Genomic DNA, 24,053 nt, shown 5'->3' on the forward strand with positions numbered 1-24,053 from the left:
GATGAAGACGTCTCTCGCGCTCGTCGGCATCGCCGCCACGGCCGCACTCGTCCTGGCCGGCTGCAGCGGCACCCGCGGCGGCGACGCCCCCGCGGCGGGCGGCGACAAGGCGGCATCCGACTTCACCGTCGGCGTCGCGATGCCCACCCAGCAGTCCGAGCGCTGGATCGCCGACGGCAACAACGTCAAGAAGACCCTCGAGGACATGGGCTACAAGGTCGATCTGCAGTACGCGAACGACGACATCCCGACTCAGGTCTCCCAGATCGAGAACATGATCTCCACGGGCGCGGACGCCCTGATCGTGGCATCCATCGACGGCACCACGCTCACCGACGTGCTGCAGCAGGCAGCCGACGACAAGATCCCGGTGATCGCGTACGACCGCCTGATCAACGGCACGAAGAACGTGGACTACTACACGACCTTCGACAACTACCAGGTGGGCGTGCAGCAGGCGACCAGCCTGCTCACCGGCCTGGGCGTGCTCGACGAGAACGGCAAGGACACCGGCGTGACCGGCCCCCTGAACGTCGAGCTGTTCGCCGGCAGCCCCGACGACAACAACGCGACGTTCTTCTGGAACGGCGCCATGGACACCCTCAAGCCGTACCTGGACAAGGGCGTGCTGAAGGTGCCGTCGGGTCAGACCAGCTTCGAGCAGGCCGCGATCCTGCGCTGGCTGCCCGAGACCGCCCAGAAGCGCATGGAGAACATCCTCACCGTCATCGGCGGCACCAAGCTCGACGGCGTGCTCTCGCCCTATGACGGCCTCTCGATCGGCATCATCTCGGCGCTCACCTCCGGCGGATACTCCGCCTCCGCTCTGCCGGTGATCACGGGCCAGGACGCCGAGGCCGGCAGCGTCAAGTCGATCGTCGCCGGTGAGCAGTACTCGACGATCTTCAAGGACACCCGCGAGCTGGGCAAGCGCGCCGCGCAGATGGTGGATGACATCCTCAAGGGCAAGAAGCCCGAGGTGAACGACACCAAGACCTACGACAACACGGTCAAGGTCGTGCCGTCGTACCTGCTGAAGTCCGTCATCGTCACCAAGGACAACTACAAGAAGGTCCTGATCGACAGCGGCTACTACACCGAGGGCGACCTCAAGTGACCGCCAGGGGTGGGGCCCGCCCTCGCGGCGGGCCCCACCCCGGCATTCCTCAGGCAGAAGGGAGGAGAAACGCATGAGCACGATCCTCGAGATGCGCGACATCACGAAGGAGTTCCCCGGCGTCAAGGCGCTGCAGGACGTGACGATCGAAGTCGAGCGGGGCCAGGTGCACGCCATCTGCGGCGAGAACGGCGCCGGCAAGTCCACGCTCATGAAGGTGCTCTCGGGCGTGTACCCGCACGGCACGTACACCGGTGACATCGTCTTCGAGGACGAGGTGGCGCAGTTCCGCGACATCCGCGACTCCGAGGACCGCGGCATCGTCATCATCCATCAGGAGCTCGCGCTGAGCCCGTACCTCTCGATCGCCGAGAACATCTTCCTCGGCAACGAACGGGCGCGGCACGGATTGATCGACTGGCGAGCCACCAATCTGGAGGCGCAGAAGCTGCTCGCACGAGTCGGACTGGGCGATGACCCGTCCACGCCCGTGAACGAGATCGGCGTCGGCAAGCAGCAGCTCGTCGAGATCGCCAAGGCGCTCTCGAAGGAGGTCAAGCTCCTCATCCTCGACGAGCCGACCGCGGCGCTCAACGACGACGACTCCGCGCACCTGCTCGACCTGATCCGGCACCTGAAGGGCCAGGGGATCACGTCGATCATCATCAGCCACAAGCTCAACGAGATCAAGGACATCGCGGACAAGGTCACCATCATCCGCGACGGCCGCACGATCGAGACGCTCGACCTCCTCAGCGAGGACGTCAGCGAGGATCGCATCATCAAGGGCATGGTGGGGCGCGACCTCGCGCACCGCTACCCGGACCGCTCGGTCGACCTCGGCGAGGAGGTCTTCCGGATCGAGGACTGGTGGGTGCATCATCCGTCCGACCCGAACCGCACCGTCATCCACGGCGCGAACCTGAACGTGCGCGCCGGCGAGGTCGTCGGCATCGCAGGGCTCATGGGCGCCGGGCGGACCGAACTCGGCATGAGCGTCTTCGGCCGCAGCTACGGGACGAACATCACCGGCCGCGTCTTCGTGCGCGGGCAGGAGGTGAACACGCGGACCGTGTCGGCCGCCATCGCCGCCGGCATCGCCTACGCCACCGAGGACCGCAAGCAGTACGGGCTCAACCTGATCGAGGACATCAAGCGGAACATCTCCGTCGCCGCCCTCGGCAAGCTCGCCAGGGGCGGCTGGGTGAACGGCCGCGAAGAGGTGGTCGTCGCCGAGGGATACCGCAAGAGCATGAACATCAAGGCGCCATCGGTGTCGTCAGTGGTGGGCAAGCTCTCCGGCGGCAACCAGCAGAAGGTCGTGCTGTCGAAGTGGCTCTTCGCCGACCCCGAGGTGCTCATCCTCGACGAGCCGACCCGAGGCATCGACGTCGGCGCGAAGTACGAGATCTACTCGCTGATCAACCGGCTGGCGGCGCAGGGCAAGGGCGTGATCGTGATCTCGTCCGAGCTTCCCGAGCTGCTGGGCATCTGCGATCGCATCTACGCGCTCTCCGAGGGGCGCATCACCGGGGAGGTCGACATCGCGGATGCCACTCCCGAGACCCTCATGCAGTACATGACCAAGGAGAAGGAAGCCGACCATGTCCACCCGTAGCGAGACCGCACCCCGGACGAACGAGGTGCTCTCCCAGCTGACCTCGCGGATGCGTCAGATCGGCATCTTCCTGGCGCTGATCGCCATCGTCGTGTTCTTCCAGGTCGTCACCGGCGGCAAGCTGCTCACCGCGGGCAACGTCGCCAACATCATCGTCCAGAACAGCTACATCCTGATCCTCGCGATCGGCATGGTGATGATCATCATCGCCGGGCACATCGATCTGTCGGTCGGCTCGGTCGCCGCGTTCGTCGGCGCCATGTCGGGTGTGATGGTCGTGCACTGGGGCTGGCCCTGGTGGCTCGGCATCATCGCCTCGCTGCTGGTGGGCGCCCTGGTGGGCGCCTGGCAGGGCTTCTGGGTCGCCGTCGTCGGCATCCCCGCGTTCATCGTCACCCTGGCGGGAATGCTGCTGTTCCGGGGCCTGACGCAGATGGTGCTCGGCAACACCCAGATCACACCGTTCCCGAGCGAGTACCGTCTGCTCGGCGGCGGGTACCTGTTCCCGCAGCTGTTCCCCGCCTCCACCTCGCCGGTGGAGTGGATCACCTTCGGGCTGGGGGTCGTGACCCTGGTGCTGTTCGTCGGCTACGAGCTCGGCGAGCGGTCGAAGCAGGCGAAGATGGGGCTGGAGACCGAGGCGCGCACCTGGTTCCTGGTGCGCCTGATCGGCGGCGTCGCCCTGATCGCCTACCTCACCTACCTGCTCGGCATGGCCGACGGATCGCGCGGCACCCCTGTGGTGCTGATCGTGCTGGCGGTGCTGATCGTCGGCTACACCCTGGTGATGAGCCGCACCGTGTTCGGCCGTCACATCTACGCCATCGGCGGCAACCGTCACGCGGCCGACCTGTCCGGCATCAAGTCGCGCCGGATCGACTTCTGGCTGTTCGTGAACATGGGCGTGCTGTCGGCCCTGGCCGGCCTCGTCTTCACCGGTCGTCTGAACTCCGCCGGTCCCGGCGCGGGCAACCTGTTCGAGCTGGATGCGATCGCCGCGGCCTTCATCGGCGGCGCGGCCGTGCAGGGCGGCGTCGGCCGCATCGTCGGCGCGATCACCGGTGGCCTGATCATGGGCGTGCTCAACAACGGCATGTCGCTGATGGGCGTCGGCACCGACTCCCAGCAGTTCATCAAGGGCATGGTGCTGCTGCTGGCCGTGGCCTTCGACGTGTGGAACAAGCGCCGCCAGCGCGCCTGACGCGCGGGAGACGCTCAGGGGCCCGGTGGATCGTGACGCGATCCACCGGGCCCTCGGCGTCGAGTCGCCGTCTCAGGCGGGGCGAGCGGACGCCGGCCGCGAGGACGTCCGCACCACCAGCTGCGGCTCCAGCACGGTCCTCGACGCGGCGCGGCTCGGGTCGGCGATGCGCTCCAGCACGGATTCCAGAGCCACCCGGCCGGTCTCCTCGAACGGCTGCCGCACGGTGGTCAGCTGCAGCGCTTCGGCCAGCTCGCCGTCGTCGTAGCCGGTCACGGTCGTGCCGGCGAGCTCCGGGATGCTCGTGATCTCCTTCAGCACGGCGGCGGCCAGCCGGTCATGATTCGCCGCGAACGCGGTCACGCCCTTCGCCGCCGCAGAGCGCAGGGCCTCCGCCTCGACACGGTCGGGCCCGGCGGATGCCACCGGCAGGAGCTGCAGATGCTCGGCCATCCCGTCCGCGCGCAGCATCCCGGCCGAAACATACCCCTGCGAGCGCTGCACCTCGTGCACGAACGCCACCCGGCGATGTCCCAGCCCGTGCAGGTGGGCGCCGAGCATCCGCCCGCCGGCGAGGTCGTCGACGAGCACCGACGACGCGCCCGATCGCGCCGGTCTCACGATGTCGACGAAGGCCAGGGGCAGGCGCGCGGCACGACTGGCGCGCAGCGCCGCACCGCCGAGCGGCACGCCCATCATGATCAGACCCGCGACATCCGCCCGCGCAGGCAGCGATTCCAGCAGTGGGGCCGTGGCACTCGCGGCGGAGTCGAGGTCGTAGGGCACGAGGTCGACGGCCGCGGAGCGGGCGCGACGCAGCATGCCCGCCAGCCGGCGCAGATAGGTCGGGTAGCTGGTGTACGGCGCCGCGACCGCGATCCTGGATACGCCGGAGCGCCCGTCCGAGGTCATCCGGTATCCGAGCGCGGCCGCCGCGGCGACGATGCGCTCCCGCGTCTCGGCGCGCACCCGATGCGGCGTGTTCACCGCGAGCGAGACGGTCGAGATGCTGACCCCGGCGCGCTCGGCGACGTCGTAGATGGTGGCCTTGGCGGGTGTCTGGCTCATGCGCGGCTCCGGTTCATCGAAGTGCTTCGATCCCGGACAATCGTTGCACAGCACCAGAGAGGATGCCCGATGTCATTCACGAAGAAGGACTTCCACCGCCCGCAGCTGGACTCCGCGGTCGCCGCGTTCGAGGCGCGCATCGCTCCCCTGCTGGCCCGCGAGCCCCGCTCGGCGGCGGGGCGACGCAAGGTGGCGCAGGAGAACGATGACCGCATGTCGGCGGCGCTGGGCATCACGCCGCGCTCCACGGCGAGCGCGGATCACGTGGTCGAGGTCTCGGGTCATCCGGATGTGCGCGTGCGCGTGTACTGGCCGGATGAGTCCCCCGCGGAGGCGGGTGACGGCCTCCCCGCGATGCTGTACTTCTACGGCGGCGGCTTCACCATCGCCGGCGTCGACTGGGTCTCGTGGGATGCGCGGTTCCGCGATCGCGCGCACGACTCCGGGACGGTCATCGTCGCCGTCGACTACTCGCACGCCCCCGAAGTGCGGTTCCCGGCTCAGCCCGAGCAGGGCTGGGCCGCGCTGGAATGGCTGTTCGCGCACGCCGAGGGGCTCGGCATCGACGCGGAGCGCGTGGCGATCGGCGGGGCCTCGTCCGGCGGGAACATCGCCGCGGCTGTCACGATCATGAACCGCGAGCGCAACGGGCGCCCGCTCCGGCTCCAGCTGCTGGAGAACCCCGCCCTCGATCTGACGATGGGCCACGCCGACATGCGCGGGATCTCGCCAGGGATGCCCGGTGTGATCGTGCGCCGGGTGGGGCGGATGCTGGTGCGGCAGTACGTGGGGCGCGGCCGCCGGACCGCTCGAGACCCGCACGTCTCCCCGCTGCTGGCCGCCTCGCACGCCGGGCTTCCTCCCGCCTGGATCTGCACGTGCGAGCTCGATCCGCTGCGCGGCGACGGCGAGGCCTATGCCCGCGCACTGTCCGCGGCGGGCGTGCCGGTCACCGCCGTGCGCTTCATCGGCCAGACGCACACCTCGCTGGGTGCGACCGGCCACGTGCAGGCCGCCGACAGCGCGCATCGCGCGATCGTCGCCGAGCTGCGCGCGCTGCACGGCGCTGCGGTCATGAGCACGGCCGAGACCCCGGTCGGGAGCTGAGCAGGTGACGGAGCAGGATGCCCCTGGGGCGGCGCTCGCGCCCGAGATCCGCGCCTGGGCACAGCGCGTCGGGGAGATGGCGGCCGGACTGCCGGTCTCGGATGCCGAGGAGGGGTTCGCGCCCCGCCGCCTCGCCGCGCGGATGCTGAGCGACGTGCTCGCCGAGGAGTTCGCCCTGCCCGTCCCCGACGGCGTGAGGATCAGCGAACTCCCCCTGCGCGGCGGTGACGGCGTGCTGCGCGCCCGCCGCTTCCGAAGCGCGAGTGCGCGCGGTCCCCAGCCGACGATGCTCTGGTGCCACGGCGGCGGCTTCTTCGGCGGCACGATCGACGAGATCCTGAACGACCGGATCTCCGCCGCGCTCGCCCTGGCCTCCGGTGTGCAGATCTTCTCCCTGGAGTACCGTCTCGCCCCCGAGCATCCGTTCCCGGCACCCGTCGATGACGCGGTCGAGGCGCTGCGCGACCTTCGGGCGCGCTGGATCGAGCTCGAGGTGGCACCTGATCGCCTGGGCGTCGGCGGCAACTCGGCCGGTGCCACCATCGCCGCCACCGCCGCCCGCTGGCTGTGCGCGGAAGGTGAACAGGTGCACCATCAGGCGCTCGAGGTGCTCCCCGCCGCCCTGTATCCGTACGGCGACTCGGCGACCCGGTACGGGCGGGGCTTCGGCCTCGACGACGTGGCGGATCTCGCCGATGTCTACCGCGGCGGCGCACCGTTGACCGAGGCATCCCCCCTGGATGCACCCGATCTGCGCGGGCTGCCGCCCGCCCTGCTGCTCGTGGCCGAGTTCGACCCGCTGCGCGACGGCGCTCTCGCCTACGCGGAGCGGCTGCGCGCCGTGGACGTGCCGGTGACGGTGCACGTCGGCGCCGGCCACGTGCACGGCTCGCCCGGCCTCACCGCCGGCTGGCAGGGAGCTCGCGACTGGCAGGACGCCTTCGCCGCCGGGCTCGCTCTGGCCTACCACCCCTGAAAGGACGATGATGTCTTCCACCTCCACCGCCGCCTCAGCGGTCTCGCCGGACCGCGAGGTTCCCGGCTCCCCGCAGCCGAGGGCGTTCATCCCGTTGTTCGTGCTGAGCTGGTTCGGCACCAACCTGGCCCTCAGCACCATCGGCGGAGCCGCGATCCCGAAGGCGTTCGCCTTCCTGGACGATTCGACCAAGGAGATCAACCTGTCGATCGCGACGCTGATCGGCGGCGTCGTGGTCATGATCGTCACCCCGCTGTTCGGCCGGCTGAGCGACCGCACCCGCTCACGCCTCGGCATCCGGCGCCCCTGGATCCTCGGCGGAGCGATCGCCGGGCTCATCGGTGCGATCGTGCTCGGCTTCGCGCAGTCGCTCTGGCCGATCGCGCTCGGGTGGGCGATCGTGCAGATCGGCTTCGGGGCGACCAACGCCGCCGTGCACGCCCTGCTCGCGGATCAGATCCCGGCCCGCATCCGCGCCCGCGTCTCCGGGATCGCGAGCGCGTCCGCCAGCGTCGGCCTGATCCTCGGCACGCAGATCATCGCCGCACTGCCCAACGACGCGCAATGGCTGTGGTTCGTCGTGCCCGGCGTGATCGGAGCGGTGCTGTCGGCTCTCCTGTTCCTCGGACTGGACGACATCGTGCGCGTCGAGCCCCGGCCGGCGTGGAGCTGGCGGGACGTGCTGTCGACGTACTGGCTGAGCCCTCGCAGCCACCCGGACTTCTTCTGGGCCTGGACCTGCCGGCTGCTGGTGACGATGTCGGTGTTCTCGGTGGCGACCTACCTGCTGTTCTTCATCATCGACCGGCTCGGCATCCCCAAGGAGACTGCCTCCGGTGTGCAGGCGCTGGCGCTGCTCGTGTTCACCGTGGGCGGGCTGATCACGAACATCCTCTTCGGCTGGATCTCCGACCGCACCGGAAGGCGCAAGCCGGTGATCTGGATCTCGTGCGCCTTCTCGGCCGCCGGGCTGCTGCTCGCGATGTTCGCGCCGGGCATCCCGATGTTCCTCGCCGCGATCGCGCTGGTGGGCGCGGCCCAGGGCGCCTACGTCTCGGTCGACATCGCGCTGATGACCGAGGTGCTCCCCCATTTCCGGGATGCCGGGAAGGATCTCGGCATCGTCGCGCTGTCGTACCAGGTGCCGCAGTTCCTGGTGCCGATGCTCGCCATCCCGCTGCTGGCCATCGGCGGCGACGGCCCCAACTACACCGCGCTGTTCGCCGCGGCCATCGTCTTCGGGGTGCTCGGCGGGCTCGCCGTGCTGCCGATCCGCTCCGTGCGCTGAGACGCGCGCGCGACCCGCGGCCGAGACGGGACGAGCGCTGCCGCTGAGATTCACGCGGCAGCGCTCCCGGGATTCCGCCCGATCGTCGACCCCCTCCGCACGGCTCGTGACCGTCCTCTGAGCGCCTGCCGATCCGCACTCGTGATGCCGACCGGTCATCTGACTCATTGATCTCAGCACACAGCGGTCTGCAAGCACCATAGGATCGATTCCGATTGATCGATCCGACCGATCAGACCCGCCGACAGGAAGCAGTGGTGATCGATATGGCCGACCTCGACGACACCGACCGGCGCATCCTCGCAGTGCTCGACTCCGACCCGAGACGCCCGGTGGCCCTGATCGCACAGGATCTTCGTCTCGCCAGGGGCACCGTGCATGCGCGGCTGGCTCGGCTGGAGTCAAGTGGATGGCTGCGCCCGAACAGCTCGCGCGTGCTGCCGTCGGCGCTCGGCCGCGGCGTCTCGGCGTCGATCCAGGTGGAGCTCGACCAGCACCAGATCGGCGCGGCCATCGAAGCTCTCAGCCGCATTCCCGAGGTGCTGGAGTGCTTCGCCCCCGCGGGCGACACCGACCTGCTGCTGCGGGTGGTCGCCACCGACCCGGACGACCTCTACCGCGTCGCCGAGGTGGTGCGACTGTGCCCTGGCATCCTGCGCACCTCGACGAGTCTGTTCCTGCGCCAGGTCATCCCGTACCGCGTCAGCGAGCTGCTGAAGGCTCCCCTGCCCTGAGCCCGTCTCGGCCCGAGGCGGGCTCAGCCGATGATCTGAGCGCCCGGAACCGGGCCGTGCACGTGCAGCGCCTCGCGGCCCGTGGCCTTCAGCTCGTCCTGCACGGCGCGCGCCGCCTCGGGCCCGCCGCACAGGAACGCCGTGGTCGGACCCGAACCGGAGACGATGCCGGTGAGCGCGCCCATGCGCACACCGTCGGCGAGCGTCAGCTCCAGGTCGGGGCGACCCACGACGGCCGCGGCCTCGAGGTCGTTCATCATCACCGGCGCGAGCTCGGTCGCGTCTCCAGCCCGCAGGGCCTGCAGCACCGCCACGGGCACTTCGAGCAGCTCGGTGGGGTCGTCGGCGAGCGCCTCGCCGTGCATGCGCAGCTCGTCGAGCCTGCCGTACACCTCGGGGGTGGACAGACCCGTGTCGCTGAGCACGAGCACCCAGTCGAACCGGCCTCGCGCAAGGGCAGGCGTCAGCACGTCGCCCCGTCCGGTGCCGACCGCCGTGCCGCCGTGGAGCGCGAAGGGCACGTCGGCGCCGAGCCGCGCGGCCAGCTCGTGCAGCCCGCGGGGGCCGAGTTCGGTCCCCCACAGGGCGTCGCAGGCGACCAGCGCCGCCGCGGCATCCGCCGAGCCGCCTCCCATGCCACCCGCGACGGGCACGCCCTTGCGGATGTCCAGATGCACGCCCTGCGTCACGCCGGCCGTCTGCGCGAGCAGCTTGGCAGCGCGCAGTGCGAGATTGCGATCGTCCAGCGGCACCCCGGAGATGTCGACGTCGCCGACGACGTCGATCGAGAAGCCGTCGGATGCCGAGGCGTACACGTCCTCGTACAGCGACACCGCCTGGAAGACCGTCGCCAGAGCGTGGTACCCGTCGTCATGACGCGGGCCGACGCCCAGGTAGACGTTGATCTTCCCCGGCGCGCGCACATGCACGGCATCCGGATGTCGGGCGAAGCTCACGGTCGCGTCACAGATCCGACGAGATCGACCAGAGGTTGACGTCGATGCCGTGCGCGAGGGCGTCGATGGCGGTGAGCTCCTCATCCGTGAAGGCCGGGCCGTCCACGGCCGCGATGTTCTCGTCCAGCTGCTCCGGACGCGAGGCGCCGATCAGCGCCGACACGACCACAGGGTCGCGCAGAGTCCACTGCAGCGCCATCTGCGCGAGGCTCTGACCGCGCTCCGCGGCGATGTCGTTGAGACCGCGCAGCACCGCGATCCCCTCATCGGAGAGCGGCCGATCCGGCAGCGAGCCGCGCTTCTGCGCCCGCTCGGCCGTGCCGTCGGCGAGGTACTTGCCGGTCAGCAGTCCCTGGGCGAGCGGTGTGAACGCGATGGCGCCGACCCCCTCCGCGCGGAGCGTGTCGGTCAGCCCGTCCTCCACCCAGCGGTTGAGGATCGAGTACGACGGCTGGTGGATCACGAGCGGCGTGCCCAGGTCGCGTGCGACGGCGAGCGCCGCCTCCGTGCGCTCCGCGCTGTACGAGGAGATGCCGACGTAGAGCGCCTTGCCCTGGCGCACCAGGGTGTCCAGTGCGCCGATCGTCTCCTCGACGGGCGTGACCGCGTCGACGCGGTGCGAGTAGAAGATGTCGACGTAGTCGAGCCCCATGCGGGTGAGCGACTGCTCCGCACTGGCGAGGATGTACTTGCGGCTGCCCAGGTCGCCGTACGGGCCGGGCCACATGTCGTAGCCGGCCTTCGACGAGATGATCAGCTCATCGCGGTAGGGCTTGAGGTCCTCGGCGAAGATGCGGCCGAAGTTCTTCTCGGCCGATCCGTACGGCGGGCCGTAGTTGTTCGCCAGGTCGAAGTGCGTGATGCCGCTGTCGAACGCGTGCCGCAGCAGGGCGCGCTGGGCGTCCATCGGGATGTTGTCGCCGAAGTTCCACCACAGGCCGAGTGAGATCGGCGGCAGGTAGAGGCCGGAGGAGCCGACCTGGCGGTACTCGAATCGCTGATAGCGATCGGATGCCGCGGTGTACGGCCGGTGCAGCTCGGGAACGTCGGAACGGAAGCGGGGATCGGTCACCCAGCCAGGCTAGCCGTCCTGCTGGACGCGCGCGATCCGGTGGTAATCATCGACCGTGAGGTCCTCGCCGCGAGCAGTGGGGGCGACGCCGGCAGCCTCCAGGACCGCGGATGCCGCCGCCGAGCTGCCGAAGATCCCGGACAGGGCCTGGCGCAGCATCTTGCGACGCTGGTTGAACGCGGCGTCCACGATCTCGAAGGTGCGCCGGCGCTCGATCTCGTCGCCGCGCGGCTCCGGGTCGCGGTGGAAGCCCACCAGCAGGCTGTCGACGTTCGGCACCGGCCAGAACACCTGCCGCGACACGGTACCGGTCAGCCGCCACGGGCCGTACCAGGCCGCCTTCACGCTGGGCGCACCGTAGATCTTCGAGCCGGGCTTCGCCGCGAGCCGCTCGGCGACCTCCGCCTGCACCATGACCACGCCGCGCTGCAGGTGCGGGAAGGTCTCCAGGAAGTGCAGCAGCACCGGCACGGACACGTTGTACGGGAGATTGGCGACGAGCACGCTCGGGTCGCCGGGCAGCTCGGTGACGCGCATCGCGTCGGCGTCGACCACCGTCAGCGCACCGTCGGGCACACCGCGCTCGGCGGCCGTCTGCGGAAGGCGCTCGGCCAGCCTGTGATCGATCTCGACGGCGGTCACCGACGCCCCGGTCTCGAGGATCGCGAGGGTCAGCGACCCGAGCCCAGGTCCGATCTCCACGACCCGCTCCCCCGCCTGGACATCGGCGGCCTGCACGATCTTGCGCACGGTGTTGGCGTCGACCACGAAGTTCTGCCCGAGCTTCTTGGTGGGGGTCACATCGAGTTCGGCGGCGAGGCGGCGGATCTCGGTGGCGCCGAGCAGGGAGACGGTCATGGATCCATTCTCGCGTATGTCCGGACCCGCCCCTAGGATCGGGCGAGTGACCGCATTCGGAGAGCTCATCGCGCCGCGCCGGCTCGGCCGGGACTTCCGCTGGCTGATGTCGGCTGCGTGGACGAGCAACATCGGCGACGGCATCGCCCTCGCCGCCTCCCCGCTGCTGATCGCCTCGATGACCTCGTCGCCGGTGCTGGTCGCCTCCGGCGCCATGCTGCAGTTCCTGCCGTGGCTGCTGTTCGGTCTGCACGCCGGCGCGATCGCGGATCGCGTGGAGCGGCGGATGCTGGTCATGCTCGCCCATGGCGTCCGCGCCGTGATCGTGCTGGCGCTCGTGGCCTTCCTGGTGACGGGCACCGCGAACATCGCCATCGTGCTGGCGGTGTCGTTCCTGTACGGCACGGCGGAGGTCTTCGCCGACACCAGCACGAGCACGTTGCTGCCGATGATGGTGAAGCCGGCCGACCTGGGAATCGGCAACGCCCGTCTGCAGGCGGGCTTCCTGGTGGCGAACCAGCTGGCAGGGCCTCCGCTGGGCGCCTTCCTGTTCGCGGTCGGCCACTTCTGGCCGTTCCTGGTGCAGGTGCTTGCCGTGTCGCTGGCGCTGCTGCTGGTGGCGCGGATCGCCCGGCAGCCGGTGCCGCCGCGCTCGTCGGCCAGCACGGACCCGTCGTCCGGATCAGCGCCCCGGAAGTCGCACGTCGGGCACGACATCGCGGAGGGCGTGGGCTGGGCGTGGCGCAACAAGCCCGTGCGCACGCTGATCATCATCATCCTGGCGTTCAACGTCACCTGGGCGGCCCCTTGGGGCATCCTGGTCCTGTACGCGACCGAGCATCTGAAGATGGGGCCGGTCGGCTTCGGCGCGCTGACCACGGCATCCGCTCTGGGCGGCCTCGCCGCCACGCTCAGCTTCGGATGGCTGGAGCGGCACGTGTCCTTCGCCACCCTGATGAAGATCTGCCTGTCGCTCGAAGTGCTGATGCACCTGTCCTTCGCGCTGACCACGAACGGGGTCGTGGCGCTCGGGATCATGTTCGGGTTCGGCGCCTACGCGTTCGTGTGGGGCACGATCTCCACGACCGTGCGCCAGCGGCTCGTGCCGCACGAACTGCAGGGCCGGGTCGGCTCGGTCAACATGGTGGGCGTGTTCGGCGGCATGGTCATCGGGCAGGCCGTCGGCGGGCTGATCGCGCAGGCGTGGGGGCTGACCGCACCGTGGTGGTTCGCCTTCGGCGGCGCTGCGCTCACGCTCCTGCTGATGTGGCGGCAGATCTCGCACATCGCCGCGGCGAAGCCGGTGCTCGAGGACGCCCCGGCCGATGAGCCGCCGACAGGCGACGCCGCTCAGTAGCGCGCCAGGCGGGCATCCAGCCCGTTGCGGACCGCCGGCCACTCGTGCGGCAGGATCGAGTACGCCACCGTGTCGCGCAGCGAGCCGTCCGGAAGGATGCGGTGATTGCGCAGCACGCCGTCCAGCTTCGCGCCGAGGCGCTCGATGGCTGCCCGCGACTGCCGGTTGTGGAAGTGCGTCATCAGGGACACGGCGATGGCATCGCAGCGCTCGAAGGCGTGCGCGAGCATGAGCCGCTTCATCGCCGGGTTGACCTCGGTGCCGTGCGCCTGGGCGCCGATCCACGTGTAGCCGATCTCGACGCGACGGTTCGGCTGATCGATGCTGCAGAACGTGGTCATGCCGATCACCTCGCCGCTGCCGAGGCGCCGGACGGCGAACGGGTTCATGCTGCCCGCCGCGCGTGCGGCCAGGCGACGGTCGATCTCGGCCGGCACGCCCTCGGCGGTCGGGACCGACGTGTACCAGGCGTGCGCCAGGGTCGCCGCGGCGCGGCCGAGATCCTCGGTGTGCTCGTGACTGAGCGGCTCGAGCCGCACATGGTCGTCTTCGAGCGTGATCTCATCGAGGAAGAGCATCCGATCCCCACCCGTCATTCGAAGGAGCCGTACACGGCGAGCGTGTTCGCCGCGACCTGCGCGCAGAGCTCGTCGACATCCATCTCGAGCTCGGCCGCCATGAACCGCATGGTCAGCGGAACGAGATACGGCGCGTTGGGGCGACCGCGCAGCGGCACCGGCGTCAGGAAGGGGGCATCCGTCTCCACCAGGATCCGATCCAGCGGCGTCACGTGCAGCGCGTCGCGCAGGTTCTGCGCGTTCTTGAAGGTGATGTTGCCCGCGAAGGAGAGCCAGTACCCGGCGTCCGCCGCGGTCCTGGCCATCGCCTCGTCACCAGAGAAGCAGTGGAACACGGTGCGCTCCGGCGCCCCGACGCGGGCGAGGGTCTCCAGCACGTCGTCGTGCGCGTCGCGGTCGTGGATCTGCATGGCGATGCCGTGCTTCTTCGCCAGCGCGATGTGCGCCTCGAAGGACTCGTGCTGCGCGGGGCGGCCATGTTCGTCCGTGCGGAAGTAGTCCAGCCCGGTCTCGCCGATCGCCCGGGTGCGCGGGTGCGCCGCGAGCTCGTCGATCACCGCGATCGCCTCATCGAGGCGCCCGTCCTGCTGGTAGGTCGGCGCGTCGTTCGGGTGGATAGCGACGGCCGCGAGCACGCGCGGATCGGATGCCGCGGCATCCACCGCCCACCGCGAGGACTCGATGTCGCCGGAGGCCTGCACGACGCCGGCGATCCCGACGGCGCCCGCCCGATCCAGCTGCTCGCGCAGCGAGAGCGGTTCGACGCCGTCGGTGATCTCCAGGTGGCAGTGGTTGTCGTACACCGGGACCGTGAGCGGCTCCGGCGCCGCCGGGTAGCTCAGGTCCTTGCGCCCCTTCGTGGAGCGCTCGCGCACGTAGGTGTCGGCCATGCTCTACGCGGTCTGCTCCACGCGCGGGAACAGCGGCGCGAGCGCCGACACGGTGGTGCCCGGCTTCAGCGCGCCCCAGGCACCGGCCTCGCGGATCGGCTGCGCGGCGAGCGCACCCAGGGAGTCCTCGACGCCCAGCGCCTCCCACAGCTTGCCTGTCGACTGCGGCATGACCGGCGAGAGCAGCACGGCGAGCGCCCGCAGGCCCTCGGCGCAGGTGTACAGCACGGTGCCGAGGCGCGCACGCTGAGCCTCGTCGCGCGCCAGCGCCCACGGCTCGTTCTCCGTGATGTAGCCGTTCAGCGCGTCCACGATCGTCCAGATCGAGTGGATCGCCTCGTCGATGCGGAAGTGGCCGATCGCGGCATCCGCCTTCGACGCGGCATCCGCGACCGTCTTCTGGATCGCGAGGTCGGCGTCGGTGTAGTCGGATGCCTCCGGGACGACGCCATCGAAGTACTTCTCGATCATCGCGATCGTGCGCGACGCGAGGTTCCCGAAGCCGTTCGCGAGCTCTGCCTGGTAGCGGGCCGACAGGTCCTCCCACGAGAACGAGCCGTCCTGGCCGAACGCGATCGCCGAGAGGAAGTAGAAGCGGTACGCGTCCGAGCCGAACACGTCGGTGATCTCGGTGGGCGCGATGCCGGTGAGCTTGGACTTCGACATCTTCTCGCCGCCGACCAGCAGCCAGCCGTGCGCGAAGACGCCCTTGGGCACCTCGAGCCCCGCCGCCATCAGCAGCGCGGGCCAGATCACGGCGTGGAAGCGCAGGATGTCCTTGCCGACGACATGGTACGCCGGCCAGCGCCGGTCGAAGGTCGACTCGTCGGAGCCGTAGCCGACGGCGGTGACGTAGTTGAGCAGGGCGTCGACCCACACGTAGATGACGTGCGACTCGTCCCAGGGCAGCGGAATGCCCCAGTCGAACGTGGAGCGCGAGATCGACAGGTCCTTCAGCCCCTGGCTGGCGAACGACACGACCTCGTTGCGCGCCGAGTCGGGGCGCACGAAGTCGGGCTCGGTCTTGTAGAGCTCTAGCAGGCGGTCCTGGAACTCGCTGAGCTTGAAGAAGTAGTTCTTCTCCTGCAGCAGCTCGAGCGGCTTGGAGTGGATCGCGCAGACCTTCAGGCCCTCGAAGGGACCGGTGCCGTCGACGATCTCCGACTCGGGCTTGAACTCCTCACAGCCCACGCAGTACAGCGCCTCGTACTCGCCCGCGTAGATGTAGCCCGCGTCGTACAGCTTCTGGAAGAACACCTGCACGTTCTTCTCGTGCCGCTCCTGCGTGGTGCGGATGAAGTCGTCGTTCGCGACGTCGAGGGTCTTCAGCAGCGGGAACCAGCTCTCGCCGACCAGCTTGTCGACCCACTCCTGCGGGGTGACGTTGTTCGCCGCGGCGGCGCGGAGCATCTTCTGACCGTGCTCGTCGGTGCCGGTCAGCATCCAGGTGTCGTCCCCCGCCTGGCGGTGCCAGCGCGCAAGAGTGTCCACGGCGACGGACGTGTAGCCGTGGCCGATGTGCGGCACGTCGCTGGGGTAGTAGATCGGCGTGGTGATGTAGAAAGACTCGCCTGCGGGCATGGGATCGATTCTAGGCGGGAAGCGGGAGCGGGATTGTCGTGTGACCTGCTGTGCGGAGGCCGGGGGCCGGACGCGGGCATCCGGACGTTCCCTGCGCTCGCAGAGCGGGTGCCCCTCCCGCTGCGCGGGTCCCTCCCCGATGCTCGCTCCGGGAACGTCCTCCTGCCCTGTTCGTGGGGGCAGACGCTCTGGCCGGGCTGCCCTCGGCGTGCGGAGGGGGTGAGAAGGTGGGCAGCTCGCGCGGAGAAGTGCACTACGCGCGGACGGAAGGTGACGATTCGGCCGCTCCTGGTGCACATCTCCGCAGGAAGCGCACGCGGGTGGGATGCTGTGGGCATGGATGCCGGGGAGCGGACGGCGCTGTGGCTGTGGATCGTGCTGGTGATCGTGGCGCCCGTCATCGCGATCCTCACGTTCGGCGTGCAGGTCGGGCGGTGCGAGGATCCGCATCCCGGTTCGGACGCGGGCAGCTGCGCGCTCGGTCCCGCAGTGGGGATGCCCGGTGCGATCCTCATCGCTGCGGTCTGCGTGGCGCTGTTCACCCTCGCGGTGATCAGAATCGTGCTGCTGTCACTGCGCCGTGCGGGCGTGCGCTGACCTCATCGGGCATTCGACCGCGACGCTCGACGGCTGTGACCGTGAAACCCGCACCTTCGAGGAGCGCAGCCAGGGACTCGGCGCTCCAGAAGTACGCGGTCGTGACGGCGTGCGGGAAGGGCTCGCGCGAGACGCCGTCGAAGAAGCCGATCAGGATGCTGCCACCGGGGACGAGCACGCGGGCGAACTCGGCGAGGATCGCGGGGAGCTGCTCGGGCGGCGTGTGGATCAGCGAGTACCAGGCGAGGATCCCGCCGAGCGAGGCATCCGGCAGCGGAACCCGCTCGAACGATCCGTGCAGGAACTCGAGGTGCGGGTTCCGCGCCCGCGCGTGCGCGATGAACTGATCGGAGAGGTCGATGCCGAGGACCTCGTGCCCGCGATCGTGCAGGAACCGCGTCCACAGGCCCGGTCCGCAACCGGCGTCGAGGATGCGCCCGGGAACGGCATCCGCCCATCGGCCGATCTCCTCGCGATCCCGTTCTGCGAGCTGATCCACCTCGCCGATGAGCGCGATGTACTCCGCGGCCCTCGCGTCGTACGCACCCCCGATGACGTCGCTCATCGGGCGGCGAGGGCGGCCTGGTAGAGGTCGCGGGAGCTCAGGCCGGTCGCTGCGGCGACCTCGGCGCAGGCGTCCTTGAGCCGGATGCCGGATGCCACCAGTGCCTGCACCTGGGCGACGGCGGCCTCGGCGGAGACGGCGACGGGCGTCGCTCCCGACACGACCACGACGATCTCGCCCTTCACGCCCTGCTCGGCCCACTCCGCGAGCTCGGATGCCGTGCCCCGGCGCACCTCCTCGTAGAACTTGGTGAGCTCGCGGCACACTGCGATGCGCCGGTCGGCGCCGAAGGCGGCGCCCATGTCAGCGAGCGAGGAGGCGAGGCGCGACGGCGACTCGAAGAACACCATGGTGCGGGGCTCGGAGGCGAGCGCCGACAGGGTCGAGCGCCGCTCCCCCGGCTTGCGCGGCAGGAAGCCCTCGAAGGTGAAGCGGTCGGTGGGGAGTCCGGAGATCGCCAGCGCCATCAGCACCGCACTCGGCCCGGGGATGGCGGTCACCGTCACGCCCCGCTCCACGGCGGCGGCCACCAGCCCGTAGCCGGGGTCGCTCACTGCGGGCATCCCGGCATCGCTGACGACAACGATGTCCTGCTCCTCCGCAAGCGCGGCGAGCTCAGCGGCCTTGTGCTTCTCGTTGTGGTCGTGCAGGGCGATCAGCCGCGGCCGGTTGTCGATCTTCAGCGCCTGCAGCAGCCGCTGCGTGGTGCGGGTGTCCTCGGCGGCGACGATCTCGGCGTTCTCGAGAACCTCGATCAGGCGCCGGGACGCATCGCCGAGGTTGCCGATCGGGGTCGCCGCCAGGATGATCACCCGATCAGCTTATGCGGGTGGACGGACGGGATTGCCTAGGCTGATCAGGTGACATCGCCCGCATCCCTGCTGCCGCCGCTGGACGATCGTGCGACGCTCTGGGAGCGGCTGCGCGACCGCGCGATGGGGAACCCTTCGACGGCGCGGATGCTGGGCTGGCTCACGCCGCTGCTGATCACGCTGCTCGCCGGCGTGCTGCGACTGGTGAACCTCGCCCATCCGCACCAGATCATGTTCGACGAGACGTACTACGTCAAGGACGCCTGGTCGCTGTGGAACCTGGGCTACGAGGCGAAATGGGGTGACAACGCCGATGCGCATCTGCTGACCGGCGACGACTCCGCGATGCAGACCGCGGGTTCGTTCGTGGTGCATCCGCCGCTGGGCAAGTGGATCATCGCGCTGGGTATCGCCGCATTCGGCCCTGGTTCCAGTCTGGGCTGGCGGCTGACGACCGCGATCCTGGGCACGCTGACCGTGCTGCTGGTGTACCTGATCGCGCTGCTGCTGACCCGGTCCCGCACGGTCGCCGCGATCGCCGGCGGACTGCTCGCGATCGACGGGCTCGGGATCGTGATGAGCCGCATCGCGCTGCTGGACGGCATCCTCGCCTTCTTCGTCATGCTGGGCGTGCTCTTCGTGCTGCTGGACCGGCGGCGCACGATGCCGCTGCTGGCGATGATCGGCTCAGGCCGCGATCCCGACGATCCGCCGCTGATGAACGGCCCGGTGCTGTGGGCGCGACCGTGGCTGATCGCAGCCGGCGTCGCCTTCGGGGCATCCGCGGCGGTCAAGTGGTCGGGCGTGTACGCGCTGGCCGCCTTCGGTCTGTACGTGGTCGTCACCGATGCGCTCGCGCGGCGACGGGCGGGCGTCGCGCTGTGGCCGACGGATGCCGTGTTCCGGCAGGGCGCGGCCTCCTTCGTCCTCTCGGTGGGCCCTGCACTGGCGACCTACCTGGTGGCCTGGACGGGATGGCTGGTCACCTCGGGCGGGTACGGCCGGCAGGCGGATGCCGATCCGCTGGTCGCCCTGTGGAAGTACCACGAGGCGATCCTCACGTTCCACGTCGGGCTGCACAGCCCGCACCCGTACGCGAGCCCGGCGTGGCAGTGGCCGTTCCTGCTGCGACCGACCGCGATCTGGGTCGGCGACAAGCCGACGGGCTGCGGCACCGACCACTGCATCGCGGTGATCTCCTCGGTGCCGAACCCGCTGATCTGGTACGCGAGCATCGCCGCCGCGCTGTACCTGCTGTACCGGTTCGTGCGCGGGCTCATTGAGCGCAAGCCCGTCGGCCCCGCCCTGACCCTCCCGCTGGTGGGACTGGTCGCGACGTACGTGCCGTGGCTGCTGGTCGGCAACCGCACGATCTTCCAGTTCTACACGATCGCGATGGTGCCGTTCCTTGTGATCGGGCTCGCGGTCGCACTGCGAGAGCTCGCAGGCCGGAAGGATGCTCCACTGCACCGCCGGCAGGCCGGTCAGCGCACGGTCGTCGTGTATCTGTGCGTCGTCGTGCTGGTGTCGGTGTTCTACTACCCGGTGTGGACGGGCATGAGCGTGCCCTACGAGTTCTGGCTCATCCACAACTGGCTGCCGGGCTGGATCTGAGCCATGTCCGCACCTCACGGCTTCGAGCATCTGGTCCGCGGCGATGAGGTCGTGATCCTGCATCACGGCATCCGCGCGGCCACCCTCCGGGGTGCGAGGGCGGCCGACTTCCTGGCGCGGATCGACGCCGAGGATCCCCAGCTGCTGATGGCGCGCCTGACCGGGAACTACCAGCGCGGCAACGAGCGCGCCGCCCGCCGGCATCCGCGCAATCAGTCCTGAGCCGGGCAGCGCTCAGTGCGCGGCGGACGCGTCCTCCGGCGCACGGTGACCCTCGTCCAGGCGCGGCTTCTTCCCCAGCATCCGCCCGACGCCGAGCACGACGCCGACGACCACCAGGCCGAGCAGAAGACCGGCGACCGCCGACACCGCCGTGTCGCCGACCCAGGCGACGACCGCGCCCAGCGGGGCGAGTAGCTCGTCCACGCCGTGCAGCAGGTCGGCCGGCCAGTGCAGGCCGACCTCGCCGAGGTTCACGATCGCGAGGTGACCGCCCACCCAGAGCATCGCCACGGTGCCGACCACGCTGATCACGCGGAACACCGCCGGCATGGAGCGCGCGATCCGCGCCCCGGTGTGGCGCACCCGGCGTACCGGGCTCTTCGCCATGCCGAGCCCGATGTCGTCGATCTTCACCAGCAGGGCGACGGCGCCGTACACCACGCCGGTCATGATCAGCGCGATGACCGCCAGCACGCCGAGCGTCTGCCAGATGCCGAGGTTCTTGTCCAGGCTCGCCAGCGAGATGAGCATGATCTCGGTGGAGAGGATCAGGTCGGTGCGGATCGCTCCCCAGACCAGCCGGTTCTCGTCGCGCTCCCCCTCATCGCCGTGGCCGTGGCCGAATCCGAACCACTCCAGCACCTTCTCGGCGCCCTCGAAGCAGAGGTACGTGCCGCCGACGATGAGCAGGTACGGAAGCACCCCCGGCGCGAACGCGGTGAGCAGCAGCGCGATGGGGATGATCACGATGAACTTGTTCGCGATCGACCCGAGGGCGATCTTGCCGACCACCGGCAGCTCGCGCGCTGGGGTGAGCCCCTGCACGTACTGCGGTGTGACGGCGGCATCGTCGATGACGACGCCGGCCGCCTTCGCGGATGCCTTGACGGCAGCGCTGAGGATGTCGTCGACGACGGCGAGCAGGCCTACGGACATGCGGTCCCCCTGGGGATCGTGTGGGTGGCCGGCGGTCGTGCCGGTTCGACTGGCAAGGCTACCGGGTCGGCGGATGCTGCTCCGTCAGCGCCCTCGGCACGCCGGGGCGGGAGGAGCCGCGGGTCAGTCGTGCGACCACCAGCAGCACCGCAGTCAGCCCGATCGTCAGCAGCAGCTGAAGACGGGCCTTCTGGTCGATCATCGCCAGCGCGATGATCACGGCCAGCAGCACCAGGCACGCCCAGGACAGCACCGGGAAGCCCCACATGCGCATCGGCATCGCCTCGCCGTCGCGGTCCGCGCGCCGGCGCAGGATGATCTGCGAGATGGCCGTGGCCGTCCAGATGACGAGGACCGTCGAACCGACGATGTTCAGCAGCAGGGTGAGCACATCCTGCGGGATGGCCCAGTTGATGATCACCGAGACGAACCCGAAGGCGACGGAGGCCAGCACCGCCACGTACGGCACGCCCTTCGCACTGGTGCGGATCGCCGCGAGGGGCGCCAGGCCGCGCTCACCCAGCGAGTACACCATGCGGGAGGCGCCGTAGATGTTGGCGTTCATGGCCGACAGCAGCGCCAGCACCACGATCGCCGACATCAGCAGGTCGACCCCGGGCAGGTGCAGGGTGGCGAGGACCGCCGAGAACGGGCCGGCCTTCACATCTTTCGCGTCCCACGGCAGCACGGCGACGATCACGAAGATCGAGCCCATGTAGAAGATCAGGATGCGCACCATCACCTCGCGCACGATGCGGCGGATGTTGTTCGCGGGGTCGTCGGACTCGGCGGCGGCGATCGCCACGACCTCGGTCCCGCCGAAGGCGAACACCACGATGAGCAGTGCGGCCGCGATGCCGGTGATGCCGTGCGGCGCGAAACCTCCGTGGGCGACGAGGTTGCCGACACCGACTGCCGGGACGTTCGGGATGAGTCCGAGGATGGCGCAGGCGCCCACGATGAGGAACGCGATGATCGCGAAGACCTTGATCGCCGCGAACCAGAACTCGAACCGGCCGTAATTGCGCACGCCGAACAGGTTCACCGCGGTCAGCGCGGCGACGAAAACGAGCACCCACGCCCAGGCGGGGAATCCGGGAGTCCAGCCCTGCACGATGCCGGCCGCCCCTGTCGCCTCCGCAGCGATCACCACGACCAGCTGGATCCAGTACAGCCAGCCCACCGCACTACCGGCGCTGCGTCCCATGGCGCGCTGCGCGAACGAGCTGAAGGCGCCCGAACTGGGCCGCGCGGCCACCATCTCGGCGAGCATCGACATCACCAGGATGACGATCGTGCCGGCGACCAGGTACGACACGAGCACGGCGGGGCCGGCGATGCTGATCGCCTCGCCCGATCCCACGAACAGGCCGGCGCCGATCGCGCCGCCGAGGCCCATCATCGAGATCTGCCGACGCGTGAGGCCGGGATGCAGCCCCTGCGTCGTCGTCGTGATCGCGGGAACCTCGGTCATGGGGACCTCCTCGTCCGATGGCGCCACGACTCCGACAGCCGCTCGCTCCGAACGGCCACATTAGAACGATGTGCGGTCGGAAGCAATCTGCGCCGCGCTCGACGCGCACCTTGCGCGTCGCGGAGCATACCTGCCCACCCGCGCTGATCAGAATGCGAAGCGGACGGGTGGGTCAGACGGTGTGCCATGCCGCGCGGACGGCACCGAGCGCCTCATCGAGGCTGAGCCCGGCGGATGCCGCGACGAAGGCCTGCGCGGCGGCCCGCACGGCCTGCGGATAGGCGTGCCCGGCCCGTACCCGGGTGCCGCGGGCGCGGCTGGTCTCGACGAGACCCTCCTCCTCGAGCAGCGCGTAGGCCTTCGCGACGGTGCCGGCGGCGACTCGCAGGTCGCCCGCCAACTGACGGATCGACGGCAGCCGGTGGCCGTCGGCGAGCTCGCCGGAGCGGATGCCGTCGGCCAGCTGCGAGCGGATCTGCTCGAACGGCGCGAGGGGACCGGAGGGGTCGACCGTGATCATCGCACCGGCTCCGGAGCGCGGGTGAGCCTCTCGCCGATCGTGAAGGCGGTGAGCGCCGCGAGGGTCACGCTGATCAGGCTGAGGACGAGGAACAGGACGCCCAGGATAGACATCGCATTGCTGATGACCGACCAGACCACGGGCGTCACGTCCTCGATGACGGCGTTGCCCATCGTGGTGCCCGCCATCAGCATGATCCCGCCGAGTGTGAACAGCATGGCCCCCATCGCCAGCTTGAGGATGACGGACGCCGACGCCTGCCTCCACTGCACGTCGGCGTTCGCGTCTTCGGGTGCGGGGAACGCCGCCGCCGAGCCGATGCGATGCAGCGCCAGGACCACCGCTGCGGCGAGCACGCCGAGCCCGACGAGCGCGGGAATCCCGTAGAACCAGCCCGGATACGGGCTGGCGAGGCTGGACACGCCCTGGTCGCCGAATCCGATCGCCCGGGATCGGCCTTGATCATCCGCAACCGCGGTGAGTCCGCAGAACGCGACGACGGCGACGAACACCGCGCCGAGCTCAGCGAAGCCGTGCAGCCACCCCTTCGGGATCACCGTCAGCCAGGAGCGGCGCTCCAGTCCCGCCGAGCGGGACGCCCCGACAGGCACCTCGGCGACGCGCGGCGGTGTGAGGGCGTACAGCAGCAGCCCGGCAGCGCCGGCGACCGTGGACGCGGCGGCGAACGGCCAGCCCAGCAGTCCAGGGATGCTCAGGCCGCCGACCGCCACCGCGAAGAAGACCACGAGCGCGCAGGCGATGGCGAGCAGTGCCCGGCGGCGGGAGGCTGCGACCACCGGCACGATGTGCTCGGGCATCCGAGCCGTGCGTCGCCGGTGGGTGATGACCCACACGATGACGACGGCGACGACGACGCCGAGCGCATAGAGATTGACTGCGAAGCCTGCCATG

General features: G+C 69.9%; 24 protein-coding genes. 11 read left to right on the forward strand and 13 right to left on the reverse strand.

Features of this window, described 5'->3' with window-relative positions; all coding sequences use genetic code 11:
- The first annotated feature begins 1 nt into the window (after position 1).
- The 3 genes from chvE to mmsB all read left to right on the forward strand — a co-directional run bounded on the left by chvE (position 2) and on the right by mmsB (position 3,936).
- Positions 2-1,117: a multiple monosaccharide ABC transporter substrate-binding protein gene (chvE, locus tag MIAR_RS12190; protein ID WP_285638505.1), complete on the forward strand. Its 1,116-nt coding sequence runs from the start codon at positions 2-4 to the stop codon at positions 1,115-1,117.
- Between the two features lie 73 nt (positions 1,118-1,190).
- Complete coding sequence (mmsA, locus tag MIAR_RS12195) at positions 1,191-2,735, forward strand: multiple monosaccharide ABC transporter ATP-binding protein (RefSeq protein WP_285636217.1); 1,545 nt, start codon at positions 1,191-1,193, stop codon at positions 2,733-2,735.
- Positions 2,722-3,936 carry a multiple monosaccharide ABC transporter permease gene (mmsB, locus tag MIAR_RS12200; protein ID WP_285636220.1) on the forward strand — a complete coding sequence of 405 codons (1,215 nt, stop codon included), beginning with the start codon at positions 2,722-2,724 and terminating at the stop codon, positions 3,934-3,936. The genes mmsA and mmsB overlap by 14 nt, the downstream gene beginning before the upstream one ends.
- A gap of 72 nt (positions 3,937-4,008) precedes the next feature.
- Here mmsB and MIAR_RS12205 read toward each other — a convergent pair whose 3' ends face one another.
- Positions 4,009-5,004 (reverse strand): LacI family DNA-binding transcriptional regulator, encoded by a 996-nt coding sequence (locus MIAR_RS12205; protein ID WP_285636223.1) that lies wholly within the window; start codon positions 5,002-5,004, stop codon positions 4,009-4,011.
- Positions 5,005-5,073: 69 nt separating this feature from the next.
- On the opposite strand from MIAR_RS12205, the gene MIAR_RS12210 reads away from it, so the two are divergent.
- The 4 genes from MIAR_RS12210 (at position 5,074) to MIAR_RS12225 (ending at position 9,109) form a co-directional block, all read left to right on the forward strand.
- Complete coding sequence (locus tag MIAR_RS12210) at positions 5,074-6,111, forward strand: alpha/beta hydrolase (RefSeq protein ID WP_285636226.1); 1,038 nt, start codon at positions 5,074-5,076, stop codon at positions 6,109-6,111.
- 4 nt (positions 6,112-6,115) lie between these two features.
- Complete coding sequence (locus tag MIAR_RS12215; protein ID WP_285636229.1) at positions 6,116-7,087, forward strand: alpha/beta hydrolase fold domain-containing protein; 972 nt, start codon at positions 6,116-6,118, stop codon at positions 7,085-7,087.
- Between the two features lie 10 nt (positions 7,088-7,097).
- Positions 7,098-8,375, forward strand: a complete 1,278-nt coding sequence (locus tag MIAR_RS12220) for an MFS transporter (protein WP_285636233.1) — start codon at positions 7,098-7,100, stop codon at positions 8,373-8,375.
- 266 nt (positions 8,376-8,641) lie between these two features.
- The gene (locus tag MIAR_RS12225; protein ID WP_285638508.1) at positions 8,642-9,109 is read left to right on the forward strand and encodes an Lrp/AsnC family transcriptional regulator; all 468 of its coding nucleotides are present in this window, start codon (positions 8,642-8,644) and stop codon (positions 9,107-9,109) included.
- 23 nt (positions 9,110-9,132) lie between these two features.
- Here the strand turns inward: MIAR_RS12225 and MIAR_RS12230 are convergent, their stop codons facing one another.
- Genes MIAR_RS12230 through rsmA form a run of 3 tightly spaced genes read right to left on the reverse strand, consistent with a single transcriptional unit; the run spans position 9,133 to position 11,995 of the window.
- Positions 9,133-10,065, reverse strand: a complete 933-nt coding sequence (locus MIAR_RS12230; protein ID WP_285636236.1) for a 4-(cytidine 5'-diphospho)-2-C-methyl-D-erythritol kinase — start codon at positions 10,063-10,065, stop codon at positions 9,133-9,135.
- 7 nt (positions 10,066-10,072) lie between these two features.
- Positions 10,073-11,137 carry an L-glyceraldehyde 3-phosphate reductase gene (gene mgrA, locus MIAR_RS12235; protein WP_285636239.1) on the reverse strand — a complete coding sequence of 355 codons (1,065 nt, stop codon included), beginning with the start codon at positions 11,135-11,137 and terminating at the stop codon, positions 10,073-10,075.
- 9 nt (positions 11,138-11,146) lie between these two features.
- Positions 11,147-11,995: a 16S rRNA (adenine(1518)-N(6)/adenine(1519)-N(6))-dimethyltransferase RsmA gene (gene rsmA / locus MIAR_RS12240; protein ID WP_285636242.1), complete on the reverse strand. Its 849-nt coding sequence runs from the start codon at positions 11,993-11,995 to the stop codon at positions 11,147-11,149.
- A gap of 46 nt (positions 11,996-12,041) precedes the next feature.
- Here rsmA and MIAR_RS12245 point away from each other — a divergent pair, with 46 nt between their 5' ends.
- Positions 12,042-13,352: an MFS transporter gene (locus tag MIAR_RS12245; protein ID WP_285636244.1), complete on the forward strand. Its 1,311-nt coding sequence runs from the start codon at positions 12,042-12,044 to the stop codon at positions 13,350-13,352.
- Here the strand turns inward: MIAR_RS12245 and MIAR_RS12250 are convergent.
- The 3 genes from MIAR_RS12250 to metG are packed head-to-tail and all read right to left on the reverse strand — an operon-like array spanning position 13,346 to position 16,401.
- The gene (locus MIAR_RS12250; RefSeq protein ID WP_285638509.1) at positions 13,346-13,930 is read right to left on the reverse strand and encodes a GNAT family N-acetyltransferase; all 585 of its coding nucleotides are present in this window, start codon (positions 13,928-13,930) and stop codon (positions 13,346-13,348) included. The genes MIAR_RS12245 and MIAR_RS12250 overlap by 7 nt on opposite strands.
- 14 nt (positions 13,931-13,944) lie before the next feature.
- Positions 13,945-14,820, reverse strand: coding sequence for a TatD family hydrolase (locus tag MIAR_RS12255; RefSeq protein WP_285636246.1), 876 nt, complete (start codon positions 14,818-14,820; stop codon positions 13,945-13,947).
- 3 nt (positions 14,821-14,823) lie between these two features.
- The gene (gene metG / locus MIAR_RS12260; protein WP_285636247.1) at positions 14,824-16,401 is read right to left on the reverse strand and encodes a methionine--tRNA ligase; all 1,578 of its coding nucleotides are present in this window, start codon (positions 16,399-16,401) and stop codon (positions 14,824-14,826) included.
- A gap of 270 nt (positions 16,402-16,671) precedes the next feature.
- On the opposite strand from metG, the gene MIAR_RS12265 reads away from it, so the two are divergent.
- On the forward strand, positions 16,672-16,998 hold the full coding sequence (locus MIAR_RS12265; RefSeq protein WP_285636249.1) for a hypothetical protein: 327 nt from the start codon (positions 16,672-16,674) through the stop codon (positions 16,996-16,998).
- On the opposite strand, the gene MIAR_RS12270 is transcribed toward MIAR_RS12265, so the two are convergent.
- Positions 16,955-17,563, reverse strand: coding sequence for a class I SAM-dependent methyltransferase (locus MIAR_RS12270; protein ID WP_285636252.1), 609 nt, complete (start codon positions 17,561-17,563; stop codon positions 16,955-16,957). The two genes, MIAR_RS12265 and MIAR_RS12270, sit on opposite strands and share 44 nt — an antisense overlap.
- On the reverse strand, positions 17,560-18,375 hold the full coding sequence (gene rsmI / locus MIAR_RS12275; protein WP_285636254.1) for a 16S rRNA (cytidine(1402)-2'-O)-methyltransferase: 816 nt from the start codon (positions 18,373-18,375) through the stop codon (positions 17,560-17,562). The genes MIAR_RS12270 and rsmI overlap by 4 nt, the downstream gene beginning before the upstream one ends.
- Before the next feature lie 48 nt (positions 18,376-18,423).
- On the opposite strand from rsmI, the gene MIAR_RS12280 reads away from it, so the two are divergent.
- On the forward strand, positions 18,424-19,989 hold the full coding sequence (locus MIAR_RS12280; RefSeq protein ID WP_285636257.1) for a dolichyl-phosphate-mannose--protein mannosyltransferase: 1,566 nt from the start codon (positions 18,424-18,426) through the stop codon (positions 19,987-19,989).
- Positions 19,990-19,992: 3 nt separating this feature from the next.
- Positions 19,993-20,211, forward strand: coding sequence for a hypothetical protein (locus tag MIAR_RS12285; RefSeq protein ID WP_285636260.1), 219 nt, complete (start codon positions 19,993-19,995; stop codon positions 20,209-20,211).
- A gap of 12 nt (positions 20,212-20,223) precedes the next feature.
- Here the strand turns inward: MIAR_RS12285 and MIAR_RS12290 are convergent, their stop codons facing one another.
- The 4 genes from MIAR_RS12290 to MIAR_RS12305 all read right to left on the reverse strand — a co-directional run bounded on the left by MIAR_RS12290 (position 20,224) and on the right by MIAR_RS12305 (position 24,052).
- Positions 20,224-21,147: a DUF808 family protein gene (locus MIAR_RS12290; protein WP_285636262.1), complete on the reverse strand. Its 924-nt coding sequence runs from the start codon at positions 21,145-21,147 to the stop codon at positions 20,224-20,226.
- A 58-nt stretch (positions 21,148-21,205) separates the two neighbouring features.
- Positions 21,206-22,621: an amino acid permease gene (locus MIAR_RS12295; protein WP_285636265.1), complete on the reverse strand. Its 1,416-nt coding sequence runs from the start codon at positions 22,619-22,621 to the stop codon at positions 21,206-21,208.
- Positions 22,622-22,793: 172 nt separating this feature from the next.
- Positions 22,794-23,141 (reverse strand): GntR family transcriptional regulator, encoded by a 348-nt coding sequence (locus tag MIAR_RS12300; protein WP_285636268.1) that lies wholly within the window; start codon positions 23,139-23,141, stop codon positions 22,794-22,796.
- Positions 23,138-24,052 carry a hypothetical protein gene (locus MIAR_RS12305; RefSeq protein WP_285636272.1) on the reverse strand — a complete coding sequence of 305 codons (915 nt, stop codon included), beginning with the start codon at positions 24,050-24,052 and terminating at the stop codon, positions 23,138-23,140. Before MIAR_RS12305 ends, MIAR_RS12300 begins: the two co-directional genes overlap by 4 nt.
- Position 24,053: the final 1 nt, after the last annotated feature.

The sequence above is a fragment of the Microbacterium arabinogalactanolyticum genome (assembly GCF_030268005.1).
In the GTDB taxonomy this organism is placed as follows: domain Bacteria; phylum Actinomycetota; class Actinomycetes; order Actinomycetales; family Microbacteriaceae; genus Microbacterium; species Microbacterium arabinogalactanolyticum.

Bases quoted from the DNA above. Each gene is read 5' to 3' on its own strand.
- chvE (WP_285638505.1), top strand. From the start codon at position 2: ATGAAGACGTCTCTCGCGCTCGTCGGCATCGCCGCCACGGCCGCACTC.
- mmsA (WP_285636217.1), top strand. From the start codon at position 1,191: ATGAGCACGATCCTCGAGATGCGCGACATCACGAAGGAGTTCCCCGGC.
- mmsB (WP_285636220.1), top strand. From the start codon at position 2,722: ATGTCCACCCGTAGCGAGACCGCACCCCGGACGAACGAGGTGCTCTCC.
- MIAR_RS12205 (WP_285636223.1), bottom strand. From the start codon at position 5,004: ATGAGCCAGACACCCGCCAAGGCCACCATCTACGACGTCGCCGAGCGC.
- MIAR_RS12210 (WP_285636226.1), top strand. From the start codon at position 5,074: ATGTCATTCACGAAGAAGGACTTCCACCGCCCGCAGCTGGACTCCGCG.
- MIAR_RS12220 (WP_285636233.1), top strand. From the start codon at position 7,098: ATGTCTTCCACCTCCACCGCCGCCTCAGCGGTCTCGCCGGACCGCGAG.
- MIAR_RS12225 (WP_285638508.1), top strand. From the start codon at position 8,642: ATGGCCGACCTCGACGACACCGACCGGCGCATCCTCGCAGTGCTCGAC.
- rsmA (WP_285636242.1), bottom strand. From the start codon at position 11,995: ATGACCGTCTCCCTGCTCGGCGCCACCGAGATCCGCCGCCTCGCCGCC.
- MIAR_RS12250 (WP_285638509.1), bottom strand. From the start codon at position 13,930: ATGCTCTTCCTCGATGAGATCACGCTCGAAGACGACCATGTGCGGCTC.
- MIAR_RS12255 (WP_285636246.1), bottom strand. From the start codon at position 14,820: ATGGCCGACACCTACGTGCGCGAGCGCTCCACGAAGGGGCGCAAGGAC.
- metG (WP_285636247.1), bottom strand. From the start codon at position 16,401: ATGCCCGCAGGCGAGTCTTTCTACATCACCACGCCGATCTACTACCCC.
- MIAR_RS12270 (WP_285636252.1), bottom strand. From the start codon at position 17,563: ATGAGCGACGTCATCGGGGGTGCGTACGACGCGAGGGCCGCGGAGTAC.
- MIAR_RS12285 (WP_285636260.1), top strand. From the start codon at position 19,993: ATGTCCGCACCTCACGGCTTCGAGCATCTGGTCCGCGGCGATGAGGTC.
- MIAR_RS12290 (WP_285636262.1), bottom strand. From the start codon at position 21,147: ATGTCCGTAGGCCTGCTCGCCGTCGTCGACGACATCCTCAGCGCTGCC.
- MIAR_RS12295 (WP_285636265.1), bottom strand. From the start codon at position 22,621: ATGACCGAGGTTCCCGCGATCACGACGACGACGCAGGGGCTGCATCCC.
- MIAR_RS12300 (WP_285636268.1), bottom strand. From the start codon at position 23,141: ATGATCACGGTCGACCCCTCCGGTCCCCTCGCGCCGTTCGAGCAGATC.
- MIAR_RS12305 (WP_285636272.1), bottom strand. From the start codon at position 24,052: ATGGCAGGCTTCGCAGTCAATCTCTATGCGCTCGGCGTCGTCGTCGCC.